This window comes from Aminobacter sp. SR38, from assembly GCF_014843375.1.
Lineage (GTDB): Bacteria > Pseudomonadota > Alphaproteobacteria > Rhizobiales > Rhizobiaceae > Aminobacter > Aminobacter ciceronei.
In genome coordinates, this window is sequence record NZ_CP062117.1 from 98,830 (window position 1) to 112,218 (window position 13,389).

Annotated in this window: 9 protein-coding genes; 4 read left to right on the forward strand and 5 right to left on the reverse strand. The window is 59.0% G+C overall.

Going from position 1 to position 13,389, the window contains the following annotated elements; genetic code table 11:
• Positions 1-5: 5 nt before the first annotated feature.
• The 4 genes from pyc to IG197_RS32735 all read right to left on the reverse strand — a co-directional run bounded on the left by pyc (position 6) and on the right by IG197_RS32735 (position 7,092).
• A complete protein-coding gene (gene pyc, locus IG197_RS32720) occupies positions 6-3,464 on the reverse strand; it encodes a pyruvate carboxylase (protein ID WP_192321232.1) in 3,459 nt (1,152 codons plus the stop codon).
• Positions 3,465-3,852: 388 nt separating this feature from the next.
• Positions 3,853-4,692, reverse strand: coding sequence for a type 1 glutamine amidotransferase (locus IG197_RS32725; RefSeq protein WP_192321234.1), 840 nt, complete (start codon positions 4,690-4,692; stop codon positions 3,853-3,855).
• A 38-nt stretch (positions 4,693-4,730) separates the two neighbouring features.
• Positions 4,731-6,236, reverse strand: coding sequence for an aldehyde dehydrogenase (locus tag IG197_RS32730; protein WP_192321236.1), 1,506 nt, complete (start codon positions 6,234-6,236; stop codon positions 4,731-4,733).
• 103 nt (positions 6,237-6,339) lie between these two features.
• Positions 6,340-7,092 carry an SDR family NAD(P)-dependent oxidoreductase gene (locus IG197_RS32735; RefSeq protein ID WP_192321238.1) on the reverse strand — a complete coding sequence of 251 codons (753 nt, stop codon included), beginning with the start codon at positions 7,090-7,092 and terminating at the stop codon, positions 6,340-6,342.
• A gap of 155 nt (positions 7,093-7,247) precedes the next feature.
• Between IG197_RS32735 and IG197_RS32740 the strand changes: the two genes are divergently transcribed.
• Together IG197_RS32740 and IG197_RS32745 are read left to right on the forward strand one after the other, a co-directional pair.
• Positions 7,248-8,630 (forward strand): aldehyde dehydrogenase family protein, encoded by a 1,383-nt coding sequence (locus IG197_RS32740; RefSeq protein ID WP_192321240.1) that lies wholly within the window; start codon positions 7,248-7,250, stop codon positions 8,628-8,630.
• Entirely contained in the window at positions 8,627-9,409 is a 783-nt protein-coding gene (locus IG197_RS32745; protein WP_192321242.1) for an N-formylglutamate amidohydrolase, read from the forward strand. The genes IG197_RS32740 and IG197_RS32745 overlap by 4 nt, the downstream gene beginning before the upstream one ends.
• Positions 9,410-9,515: 106 nt before the next feature.
• On the opposite strand, the gene IG197_RS32750 is transcribed toward IG197_RS32745, so the two are convergent.
• A complete protein-coding gene (locus tag IG197_RS32750; RefSeq protein WP_192321244.1) occupies positions 9,516-10,061 on the reverse strand; it encodes a helix-turn-helix domain-containing protein in 546 nt (181 codons plus the stop codon).
• Positions 10,062-10,802: 741 nt separating this feature from the next.
• Between IG197_RS32750 and IG197_RS32755 the strand changes: the two genes are divergently transcribed.
• Together IG197_RS32755 and IG197_RS32760 are read left to right on the forward strand one after the other, a co-directional pair.
• The gene (locus IG197_RS32755; RefSeq protein WP_192321246.1) at positions 10,803-11,843 is read left to right on the forward strand and encodes a zinc-dependent alcohol dehydrogenase family protein; all 1,041 of its coding nucleotides are present in this window, start codon (positions 10,803-10,805) and stop codon (positions 11,841-11,843) included.
• Between the two features lie 180 nt (positions 11,844-12,023).
• The gene (locus IG197_RS32760; protein WP_192321248.1) at positions 12,024-13,376 is read left to right on the forward strand and encodes an aspartate aminotransferase family protein; all 1,353 of its coding nucleotides are present in this window, start codon (positions 12,024-12,026) and stop codon (positions 13,374-13,376) included.
• Positions 13,377-13,389: the final 13 nt, after the last annotated feature.

Genomic DNA, 13,389 nt, shown 5'->3' on the forward strand with positions numbered 1-13,389 from the left:
TCGCCTCAACTCCAAGAAACAAGCAGGTCCTTCGCGTCGATCTGGTCGCCGGCCTTGACCAGCACTTCCGAGATCGTACCGTCGCGGTCGGCGTGCAGCGCCGTCTCCATCTTCATCGCCTCGATCGACAGCAGCACGTCACCGGCCTTGACCGACTGGCCCGCAGCCACGGCCACGGTCGAGATGACGCCCGGCATCGGCGCGCCGACATGACCGGCATTCGCCGGATCGGCCTTGCGGCGTGCCGCGCTGCCGGCCGCACCATGGGCGCGATCCGGGACCTTGATGCGGCGCGGCTGGCCGTTGAGTTCGAAGAACACCGTCACCATGCCCTTGTCGTCGGTGGCACCCATGGCCTGGTTGACGACGACAAGCGTCTTGCCCTTTTCGAGATCGACGAACAGTTCCTCGCCGGCCGGCAGACCGTAGAAGTAGTAGGGCGTCGGCAGCACGGAGACCGGACCGTAGGTGTCGGCGGCCAGCGCATAGTCGGTGAAGACCTTCGGATACATCAGGAAGGAAGCGAGCTCGATGTCGCTGATCTTGCGGTCGAGCTTCTCCTCGATCGCCTTGCGCTCGGCTTCGAGGTCGGTGTCTTCGAGCAGCGAGCCCGGACGCACGGTGTAGGGCTGTTCGCCCTTCAACGCCTTCTTCTGCAGACCCTCCGGCCATCCGATCGGCGGCTGGCCGAGATCGCCGCGCAGCATAGAGACGACTGACTCCGGGAAGGACACGTCCTTCGCCGGATCGACGACGTCTTCAACCGTGAGATCCTGGCTGACCATCATCAGCGCCATGTCGCCGACCACCTTGGAGGACGGTGTCACCTTGACGATGTCGCCGAACATCTGGTTCGCATCGGCATAGGCCTGGGCCACTTCGTGCCAGCGGGTCTCGAGGCCGAGCGAACGGGCCTGCTCCTTGAGATTGGTGAACTGGCCGCCCGGCATTTCGTGCAGGTAGACTTCGGAAGCCGGCCCCTTGAGGTCACTTTCGAAGGCGGCATACTGGTTGCGCACGGCCTCCCAGTAGAACGACAGGCGACGGATCCAGTAGGGGTCGAGACCCGGATCGCGTTCCGAACCGCGCAGCGCCTCGACGATCGAGCCAAGACACGGCTGCGAGGTATTGCCCGACAGGCTGTCCATCGCCGCATCGACCGCATCGACGCCCGCCTCGACGGCGGCAAGAACAGTCGCGGCCGAAATGCCCGAGGTGTCGTGCGTGTGGAAATGGATCGGCAGGCTGGTCGCTTCGCGGAGCGCCTTGAACAGGATCCGCGCCGCAGCGGGCTTCAGGAGGCCGGCCATGTCCTTGACCGCGATGATATGCGCACCGGCCTTTTCCAGTTCGGCCGCCAGCGCGGTGTAGTACTTGAGATCGTATTTCGGCCGGGCGGAATTGAGGATGTCACCCGTATAGCAGATGGCTGCCTCGCAGAGCTTGTTCTCCTCCGCCACGGCATCCATCGAGACGCGCATGTTCTCGACCCAGTTCAGGCAGTCGAACACGCGGAAAAGATCGATGCCGCCGGCTGCGGCCTGGCGCACGAAATACTTCACGACGTTGTCGGAATAGTTCTTGTAACCGACGCCGTTCGCCCCGCGCAGCAGCATTTGCAGCAGCAGGTTCGGCGCACCCTCGCGCACGAGCGCGAGACGCTCCCACGGGTCCTCCGTCAGGAAGCGCATGGATACGTCGAAGGTCGCACCGCCCCAGCATTCGAGCGAAAGGAGGTTCGGCAGGGCCCGCGCGTAGGCACCTGCGGCACGCGCGATGTCATAGGTGCGCATGCGGGTCGCCAGCAGCGACTGATGGCCATCGCGCATCGTCGTGTCGGTAACGAGCACGCGGGTCTCATTGCGCATCCATTCGGCGAATTTGACCGGGCCGAGCGTGTCGAGCAGCTGCTTGGTACCGTCCGGGATCGGCGCGTCGATGTAGGGTACGACGGGCTCGGCCGCGTCCTCGGGCGGACGCGGGCGACCCTTGGCTTCCGGATGCCCGTTGACGGTCACGTCGGCAAGATAGGTCAGGAGCTTCGTTGCACGGTCCTGGCGCTTCACCTGGGCGAAAAGCTCAGGCGTCGAGTCGATGAACCGGGTGGTGTAGCTGTTGTCGCGGAATTTCGCGTGACCGATGATCGCCTCGAGGAAGGTGAGGTTGGTCGCCACGCCGCGGATACGGAATTCGCGCAGCGCACGGTCCATGCGCTGGATCGCCTCCTGCGGCGTCGGCGCCCAGGCCGTGACCTTTTCGAGCAGCGGATCGTAGTAACGGGTGATGACTGCGCCCGAATAGGCCGTGCCGCCGTCGAGGCGGATGCCGAAGCCTGTCGCACCACGATAGGCGGTGATGCGGCCGTAGTCCGGGATGAAGTTGTGCTCGGGGTCCTCGGTGGTGATGCGGCACTGCAGCGCATGGCCGTTCAGCCGGATGTCCGACTGGGCCGGAACGCCGGATTCCGCCGTTCCGATCGCGTGTCCGTCGAGGATGTGGATCTGCGCCTTGACGATGTCGATGCCGGTCACGACTTCGGTGACCGTGTGCTCGACCTGGATGCGCGGGTTGACCTCGATGAAGTAGAACTTACCGCTGTCGGCATCCATCAGGTATTCGACGGTGCCGGCGCCCACATAGTTCGTGGCCTGGGCGATCTTCAGCGAGTAGGAGGCAAGCTCCTGCCGCTGTGCCTCGCTAAGATAGGGAGCGGGAGCGCGTTCGACGACCTTCTGGTTGCGGCGCTGGATTGAGCAGTCGCGCTCGAACAGATGGACCACGTTGCCGTGCATGTCGCCGAGAATCTGGCTCTCGACGTGACGGGCCTTCTCGACCAGCTTTTCAAGATAGACTTCGTCCTTGCCGAACGCTGCCATCGCTTCGCGCTTCGCCTCGGTGACTTCGCGAGCCAGGTCCTTCGGGTCACGGATCGCACGCATGCCTCGGCCGCCACCGCCCCAGGATGCCTTGAGCATCACCGGATAGCCGATCTCCTCGGCCATGCGGGCGACTTCCGCCATATCATCGGGCAGCGGATCGGTCGCCGGAACCACAGGGACGCCGACAGAGATCGCAAGATTGCGCGCCGCCACCTTGTTTCCGAGCTGCCGCATGGTCTCCCCGCGCGGTCCGATAAAAGTAATGCCTGCATCGTTGCAGGCATCGACAAACTCGGGACTTTCGGAAAGGAGGCCATAGCCCGGATGAATGGCGTCCGCGCCCGAAAGCTTGGCCACACGGATCACCTCATCGATCGACAGGTAGCTTTCGATCGGTCCGAGTTCACGGGCCAGGTGAGGGCCACGTCCAACCTGATAACTCTCGTCTGCCTTGAATCGATGGAGGGACAGTTTGTCCTCCTCCGCCCATATCGCAACCGTCTTCAAGCCAAGTTCATTGGCCGCGCGGAACACGCGAATGGCAATTTCGGATCGATTGGCGACTAGGATCTTGGATATGGGCAAGTCGGACTCCTCAATGACTTGATGAACATGTGGTCTCGGAGACCGTAGGGACTTACAGCGGTTGCCACTGGCATTCTCAGCTATTATCTAGCCTACGTCGCAAAGCTTCGTAGCCAGCGGGCAAAAATGCGCCCGCATCCCACCGGTCTGCGACTGCCCGCGGAAGAAAGCGCCTGTCGCCGTTCAGACGACAGGCAAGTTGGCCCAGGGGGCGGGGAACTTAATCCGTTGAGAAACAGGAAAGTTGGTGCCGCGCGGCACATCACCGCCTGCAAGAAGTTATTGTTCATCAGATTCTTCCGTGACAGAACTTGTGTGTACTCGTGGACATCTCGCATCGTAACACCGCGTAGTAGCCTATGTTCGAAACCGAGAGTGTGCGATTGACTTAATGAACGGCGGCCCCAACTTTGACCCTTAACCAGTTGGCGATCTCCGTTAACCGCACGCGGTCATCAAGCAGGTCCTTGCCGATTGCGTATTGCCAAGAAATCGAACGCCGTTCCCGATCGTCATGAAGCAGTCGCAAGTTGCCTGCATAGGCGGCGAGTTGCTGCGGATCCTCGAAGAACTTTTCCTCATCAACGATCACCGGAGCGTATCGGACGAGAACGTCTGCGATATCCTTCAGCGAAAATTCAGGGTGGTATTGCACTCCCCAGAAAGTGCCGTTCTTGTAGGATATCTCAGCCGCCTGAACATCACTGACGCTATTTGACGCCGTAACGATAGTGCCATCGGCCGGGCGCGTCACATGATCCGCATGCACTGCCGGCGCATCGAAGGTGACGGGTCTTCCATCGTGCAGCGGATGGCTAATCCCCTCGGAGGTCAGGCGAATAGCTCTGGCGAAGCCCACCTCCCGGCCACGCTGATTTCGAAGAACCTCACCGCCAGCGGCAACAGTCGCAACCTGAAGTCCCCAGCATGATCCGAAGAAGGGGACGCCACATGCGAACACCTCTTGCGCAAACTCTATCTGGCGGCGGACCTCCGGACGATCCTCATAGATCGTCAGCGACGAACCGGTTAACACGATGCCATCATATACATCGATCGGTTTCGGCGGTTTCTCGCCGGCATCCGGCAGATTGTAGATGTCGATCTCAATCGACGGACAAAGCGCCGTGATGACATCTCCATAGCCTTCGCCGGGTGTAGAGCCTCCGATCTCCCTGGATCTCTGTCTGGAGGCATGCACGTTTCCTTCTGCAATAAGTATTCTCATCGTCATTGGTCCGACATGGGGTTAAGGGCATTCACAGGTCAGAGCCTCACCCAGGTCGTCTTCAACTCGGTGTACTCGTCGAGGGCATGCAGCGACTTGTCCCGGCCGTTGCCGGACTGCTTGTATCCACCGAACGGTGTCGTCATGTCGCAAGCGTCGTAGCAGTTGACATAGACGATCCCGCTTCGAAGCGCCCTGGCGACCTTGTGAGCGTCTGAGAGGCGATCCGTCCAGACAGCGGCGGCAAGCCCGTAAGGGCTGTCGTTCGCGACCGCTACGGCCTCGTCGGCGCTATCGACAGGGATGACCGAGAGAACCGGACCGAATATCTCTTCCCGAGCGACCTTCATGTTGTTTGTGACATTGTCGAAGATCGTAGGAGCTACATATGCCCCGCCGCTCTCCACCAGGGCGCGGGTTCCGCCAGCAGCCACTCTGGCCCCCTCGGCCTTCGCGGTTTCGATGTAGCTCATGACGCGATCTGCGTGGCGCAGATCCACCAGCGCGCCCATATTCGTTGCTGGATCGAGCGGGTCAGACGGTTGCCTGTTCTTTGCAAACTCGGCGATTATCTCCACGACCTTGTCGTGAATCGGTCGCTCCACAATCAGTCGCGAAGGAGCGATGCAGACTTCACCCTGATTGGCGAACATGCTTTCAGCCGCTGTGATGGCCGCCTTCTCGATATCTGCATAGGACGACAGGATGATGTTCGGGCTTTTCCCGCCAAGTTCCAGACCAACCTTCTTCAGGTTGGACTTGCCAGCATATTCCATGAGCAGCCGGCCGGTCGAGGTCGAACCCGTGAAGAAAATACCGTCGACGTCCATGTGGCTGGCGAGAGCTTTACCCGCTGTATGCCCGAATCCGGGCACCACGTTGAATACCCCAGGCGGAATGCCTGCTTCCAGTGCGATCTGCCCCATTCGGATTGCCGTCAATGGCGACTGTTCCGCCGGCTTCAGGACGACCGAATTGCCGGTGGCCAGCGCCGGCGCGGTCTTCCACGCGGCGGTCAGCATCGGGAAATTCCATGGAACGATTGCGCCGACAACACCGAGTGGTTCGCGGGTAATGAGGGCGAGATCCTGATCCGCGGTGGGAGCGATCTGATCGTAAACCTTGTCGATTGCCTCTGCATACCAATCGTAGCAACGGGCCGTCGCGTTTACGTCGACAGATAGAGCCGCTGAGATCGGCTTGCCCATGTCGAGTGATTCAAGAAGGGCAAGCTCCTCGAGGTTTTCCCGCAGCAGCGCGGCAAAACGCTGGAGGATACGCTTGCGCGCAGCCGGCGCTTGCCCCGCCCACCGGCGATCCTCGAAGGCCGCGCGTGCAGCCCGGACGGCCCGGTCAATATCAGCAGCGCCACCCGATGAAACTTGGGCAAGCAACCGCCCGTCAATCGGAGAAAGACAATCGAAACTGGCTCCGTCCGTCGCTCTGGTCATCTCGCCATCGATGAGCGCACGACCTTCTATCTTCAAGTCCGCTGCGCGAGAACGCCAGATTTCGGCGCCTGCAGATGCACTTTTTTGATCCATGGAAGCATTTCCCTCTTGTAGGCCGTCGGCAATCGCCCACGCTAAAAACGACATTCGACCGCCGAGGCGACCAAATCGGGTCGCCTCGGACCACAGATCATGCTCAGTACTTGAGCATGAGGCCGCCATCGACGATGAGGCTGGTGCCGGTGATATATCCGGCAGCGTCGGAAAGCAGGAACATCGCCGCGTTGGCCATGTCCTCCGGCTGGCCGACCTTCTTCATCGGCACATAGTCGGATGCGTTCTTCAGCTTCTCAGGGGAATCCCAGCGAGCCTGCATCGGCGTGTGTGTGATTCCCGGATGAATGACATTGGATCGAATGCCCTCAGCGGAGAGCTGCATCGCGATGGAATTGGAGATCGCGACGACACCAGCTTTCGATGCCACGTAGGCATCTTGCGGCGCAGTATCGCCACGGAGGCACTGCACCGTTGCAAAGTGGACCATGGAGCCACCGCCCGACTTTCGCATGTAGGGCACAGCGGCCTTGATGGTATGCACCATGGACTTCAGGTTGATATCCATCACCTTGTCCCAGATATCGAGGTCTATATTGAGAAGGGAGACGTCCTTGCCAAACCAGAGCACGCCGGCGATGTTGGCGAGATAGTCGATGCGGCCAAACTTCTTGTATGCCGCATCGACGGCATCATTGACGAACTTTGCGTCGGTTAGATCGCCTTTGGCGTAGACGCATTTGGCGCCATCTTTGAGTGCTTCCGGCTGTTCCTTGACGTCGATCGCCAGGACCGACGCACCGGCCGCAAGCAGCCCCTCGGCGAGCGACAGCCCCATCCCCCCGCCAGCGCCGGTCACGATGGCGACGCGGCCGCTGAAATCAAACTTGATCATGTAAACTCCCTCTTTTTCGCGTTTGAGAAGTCGCCACCAAGAGCCCCGTTGCGAAACAACAATTTCGTTGCAGAATCGTGTTGCTGTTGGAAACGTGTTGCTTTATACGAAACATAACTGACCATATCAACACATTTGTGATAGGAGAGAGCACAATGCCCATCGAGGTTGTTTCCCCGATTGATGGATCGAAGATTCTTTCAGTCGACACCGCCAGCGACTTGGCCGTTGACACGGCGCTTGCAAAAGCGGAGTCGGCATTTGAAACTTGGCGGAATTCCTCCAAGGACGAGCGTGCTAGGCTGGTCATCGCTCTCGCCGATGAACTCATCCGTCGGAAGGATGAGCTTTCTCGCGCGTTGACCTTGTCGATTGGCCGTCCGGTGGCGCAAGCCGACGAAACCCAGCGCTTCAAGGCCGTCACTGTGACCCAGATCGAGGCGCTCAACGCGATCGGCGACGACCCTTATCCTTCCGATGCCTCGATCAAACGGTTCACGCGCCGCAGTCCCCAGGGTGTCCATCTTTCCATCGCGCCGTGGAATTATCCTGTGGGACTGCTTCCGTGGCTGATCGTGACCCCTCTTCTCGGCGGTAATCCCGTAATCCTGAAGCATGCGGCGCAGACCGTCGACGTCGGTCGGATCATCCGGGAAGCCTATGAGACAATCGGCGGACCTGAAGGTGTGTTTCAGGTTCTGGAACTGAGCCATGATCAGGTCGATCGCATCATCCGCTCCGGCAGGATGAAGGGGGTCAACTTCATCGGCTCTGTCGCAGGTGGACTTTCCATCCACCGCTCGGCCGCAGGGACACTCACCCACGTCCATCTGGAGCTCGGCGGAAAAGACCCAGCATATGTGCGCGCCGACGCGGATATCGAACAGGCGGTCACGGATATCGCGGATGGTTGCTTCTCAAATGCCGGTCAGTCCTGTTGCTCCGTCGAGCGCATCTATGTTCACGAGGCGATCCGCGACCAGTTCCTCGCTCGCTTCAAGCAGGAAATGAAGAAGTACAAGGTTGGCAACCCGCTCGACCCCAACGCAACCGTCGGGCCAGTCGTGAAGAAGTCGGCAGCGGAACTGATCCGCAGCCAAATTTCCGACGCGGTGATGAAGGGAGCAACCGCCTATTCCGAGGAACCACTCAATCTCTCAGGTGTCAAAGACGCTTATTGCTACATTGCCCCGACGCTTCTAACCGACGTCGACGGGACGATGACAGTGATGCAGGAGGAGACTTTCGGCCCCGTTGCCTGCGTGCAGACCGTAAAGAGCGATGACGAAGCCGTGCGTCTGATGAACGACAACCAATATGGGCTCACGGCCAGCGTGTGGACCCGTGACGTCGATGCCGGCCTCCAGATTGTGGATCAACTGGACGCCGGTACGGTCTTCGTCAATCGTTGCGATCATGCTGACCTCTATCTTCCGTGGGGTGGACAGAAGATGTCCGGACTCGGCCGCGGAAACGGCAAGGAAGGTCTTTACGGCGTTACGGACGTTAAGTCGTTTCATATCCGGAATCCGCAATGAGCCAGCCCGTCACGTTGAGCGAAGCCGAGATCGCATCCTACGCAAGTGATGCGGTTTCGGTACTTGAAGGTGCGAGGCGCCCGGACATCGTGGTGCTATGTGAACATGGGGGCAGTCAAGTCCCGGCTGCTTGGAGGGGCCTCGGTTTGCACGATGCCTTTTTCGAGACTCACTACGCACATGATATCGGCTCAAGGGAGTTAACGGTCGCCGTAGCGGACCGCCTCGGAGCCACAGCGGTACTTGCCAACTATTCGAGGCTGTTTCTCGATTACAATCGCAAGGCCACTGATCCTAGCTGCATTCGCCCCGATATGGGGGGCATTCCGGTGCCGGCTAACGTGCATATTTCGGATGAGGAAAGGTGCCGGCGGGAGAGGATCGCAAGATCTCCGGTCGAGCGTGTCCTGGAAGATCTATTGGAAGGCGAACGGCCCATCGGCAAATTGATCGTCTCTATCCATTCCTTCTCGCCGGTGTGGGAGGCGGTCTACAGATCATGTCAAATCGGTGTCATGTGGAAGTGTGACAGCCGCCTTGCATTGCCTCTGATTCAGGCGATGGACGTTCAGCGTCGGTTTACGGTAGAGGAAAACCAACCCTACAGTTTTGCCGATAGCGACTGGTTCACATTGGATCGGCATGGTCTGTCAATCGCCGTTCCGAACGCCTACATCGAGGTCCGAAACGATCTGATCCATGACTCATCCGCCGTCTCGGAAATGGCGGAAGTGATTGCCGTCGGGATTGAAAAAGCCGCAACATCCCTCGGTCGGTGACGCATGCATCCGAACTTTACCGATCGGGGCCAGCGAAGGCCGGCCCCGACCGGGCTTCATGTTTTGGCGATCGTCACGGCGAACAGCGTCTGTGCTGACAAGAATCTCAGGGAAGGCTGTTTATCATGAGGACGTTGGCAGGTCCGCCAATGGCCAGATAGGCGTGCGGCTGATCCGAGTCGAACAATATACTGTCCCCTGCATCAAGCGTCGCAGGCTCATAAATCTGGCTCAAAAGTTGTGCCTGGCCGGAGAGCACATAGAAGAACTCCTGCCCCGGATGTTGCCTCCAGCCTCCATTCTCCTCCAGGCTGGTTGCGGACAGCGTCACAACCCAATAGAGACTGTTGTGGTCCTTGAATTCGGAGCAAAGCGGAGTGAAACGCATTCCAGGAGTCGTCTGGCCCTCACTTGCCGTGCCGCGGGTGATCGTCCGCCGCCCGCTTGCTACGGGTCGGCCTCTCGACAGGAAGTTCGCAGCCGGAACCTCAAGCAACTCGGCGATTTTTAGCGCCAGATCGACCGAAAGCTTGGATTTCCCAGTCTCAATTTTTGAGAGTTGTGACGCTGAGATTCCCAAATGATTGGCCAGCGTCCTCAGACTTATGCCCTTTTGGCTACGCTGAGTTCTGATGGCGTTCTCGACATTCATTTTGTCGCCTCCCCAAGTCGCCACGATTTTCGACTGCGCGGTACCTGCGGGAACCGGAGGCGGTGCAAGTTTTGCCAAGCCAGGTGCGGATTGGGCTGAAGACAGCGATCTGTTTCTCGATTGAAGGAGAGTCATTGTAATCCTTGCGGGTTCTGGACAAGAGCCCCATCCCAAAGCACTCGTCCTCCGTTTCCTCGATATCCTTTCAACATCTCTCGGAGCCGATTTTGTTTTGCGGCCTCCGTGTTGCTGATGGCGTTATCCTTTTGCTTCCTCCGAAACATGTTTACATCATTGGAAACAGTCGCGCAACAACTCGCTAAGCTCTCGCAATTTTGTGTGCTTTTTTTGATAGATAAGCTCTCCGCGCCACCTGAAACAACCAGAGACACACCACGCGCCAGGAGTGTAGCGGATACGAGCCGTATTCCTTGCGCCTGGAACTGTGGAGGAGTGGCCAACCGGTCGTGGTCGCCAACCTTTCCGCTTATCGGCGTTAGGCCGAACCTTTGCTTCGAAAGCTAGTGTCTAGGGCCCCCATCTCGTTGATTTCGTCATGTGATTGTTTGTAACACATGTTTCCTTATAAGAAACGCCGTGTTACGGAAGCTCAAATGGCTCGTAATGGTGGCGACCAAAACATAGCGTCGGTGAGGCGCCATACTTGTTGCGGACCGCAGCCGTTCGGAAAGCGGGCTGGTGCGATGAATGAACCTGAGTTGGAACTGCTGGGAGTGAGAGATGCGTGCTGCGGTATATGAGAAGTTCAAAGGTGAAATCGTTGTCAAAACGGTTCCGGATCCTATCCCAGCCGAGCTGGGCGTTGTCATCGATGTCAAGGCGACTGGCCTGTGTCGGAGCGATTGGCATGGGTGGGTTGGACATGACGACGATATCAACCTGCCACACGTGCCGGGCCACGAATTCGCAGGCGTGATCAGGGAAGTCGGGCGAGGGGTGCGGAATTGGAAGGCGGGGGATCGCGTCACGATGCCGTTCATGGGAGTCTGCGGCACCTGCGCGCAATGCTCCTCGGGCAATCATCAACTCTGTGACGATCAATTCCAGCCAGGCTTCAGGCATTGGGGTTCGTTTGCTGAATGTGTTGCCATCGATCACGCTGACGCCAATCTGGTTGCTTTGCCGGAATCGATCGACTTTGCGACTGCGGCGGGTCTCGGCTGCCGCTTTGCGACGGCTTTTCGGGCGATTGCCCATCAGGCTCGCGTGGCGCCCGGGCAGTGGGTCGCCATTCACGGATGTGGTGGAGTCGGCCTTTCGGCGATCATGATTGCAAACGCCCTTGGCGCCCGTGTCATCGCAGTCGATATCACCGATGAAAAGCTGCAGCTTGCCACCGCACTCGGAGCGGAAGTCGTCATAAATGGCCGGACAACCCCTGACGTTCCCGGCGCAATTGTAGATGTGACGGGAGGCGGTGCGAATGTCTCGGTTGATGCGCTCGGAAGCATGACGACCTGCCGAAACTCGATCGCATGCCTGACCAAGCGCGGCAAGCACGTTCAGATAGGGCTGCTTGCAGGTGATCAGGCGCTACCTCCAATCCCAATGGGACGTGTGGTTTTGCGTGAGCTTGAGATCATTGGTAGCTACGGTCTGCAGCCGTTCAGGTACGCCGACATGCTGGCAATGATCACGACCGGCAAGCTGCACCCGGACAAACTGATCGGTCGAACGATCAGCCTGGAAGAGGCTGCGAATGCTCTTCCGCGCCTCGATAGCTCCCAGGACGTTGGCGCGGTGATCATCGACAGGTTCTAGCGCCACGCTGGTCGGGAATCATCCACTTACCTCGGCAACGGGCGCCTCGCCTCGATCTCACGAAGGATATGAGTGGCTATGCAATTGGATCGCGATCGGTGAGCAGGCCGATCTCGCTCAAGGAACAATCTCGACGGCTCTGGCCGGGTCGGGCGCGTAAAATGGATGAGGAGAAACTTGATGTCGGCGTTGATAAAGCAGAGCCTTGGTGCTGTATATCCTGTCGTGGACCACGGGAAGGGTGTCTGGCTGTTCGACACCGAAGGACGCAGCTATCTGGATGCCGCATCCGGTGCAATGACAGCCAACATAGGGCATGGCGTTCCGGAAATCGCATCCGCTATCGACGCCCAGCTCCGAAAGGTCGCGTTCACCTACCGCACACAGTTTACCAGCTTGCCCGCTGAGGAGCTTGCCACGCGCCTCACCGAGCTTGCACCGGGAGACCTGAACTATGCATTCTTCCTCAACAGTGGATCGGAGTCGTCGGAGCATGCCATACGTGTCGCACTGCATATATGGAAGGAGCGGGGGAGGCCTTCGAAAACCAAGATTCTCGGCCGCCAGCGCAGCTATCACGGTATGACGATGGGGGCCTTGTCGATGTCCGGCCATGATGTTCGCCGAAAGGATTACGGACCTCTCCTTCATCCCTTCCCAGTTGTGCCGCCAGTTTACACATTGCGCCGGCCGAAGGGACTTAGCATCGAGCAATATCATCGCCAATGCGCCGATGCCTGGGAAAACGCCATTTTGGAGGCTGATCCTGACACTGTCGCGGCCGTCATAGCAGAGCCGATCGTGGGGGCTGCTGGCGGTGCTCTTATGCCACCAGAGGGCTATTTCAGGCGTGTCCGCGAAATCTGCGACAAGTACGATGTTCTCCTCATTCTCGATGAAGTGATCTCCGGGATGGGACGGACGGGAGACTGGTTCGCATCTCAATGGCTCGACGTGGTTCCCGACATACTCCTCGTCGGCAAGGGATTGAGCGCTGGCTACACTCCGATGGCCGCCGTGCTGATGAGGGAGGGGCTCGTGGAATCCATTCGCCAGGGGAGCGGTCATGCACCTTTTGGGCACACCTTCTCCGGAAACCCTTTGAGCGCGGCGACCTGCCTTGCGGTTCTCGACTACATGCAATCGAATGACGTTCTCGACAATGTTCGACAAAGGGGGGACGAACTCAGCGCAGGCCTTCGAACTTTGTCGCAGAGATTCAGGCATATGATCGATGTCAGAGGACGGGGCCTTCTGTGGGGTTTCGAGTTCGTACTGGATCGCGACACTCTCGAGCCTCCGAGCACGGATTTTATGGTATCCGCGAGGTTCACGGAGTTATGCCGCACATTGGGCCTCATCGTCTATCCGGCCGGCGTGGCACCTCTCAATAACTCTATCCTCCTTACTCCGCCTTTGACGATCGCGGCGGACGAAGTGAAGGAAATTCTCGTTCGGCTCGAGAAAGCTCTGATCGAGATGGAGAAGGTGCTGGATGGCGAGCAAAAGCGCGTGTCGGAAGCTCGGGGCTAGCAGCCGAGTGGAA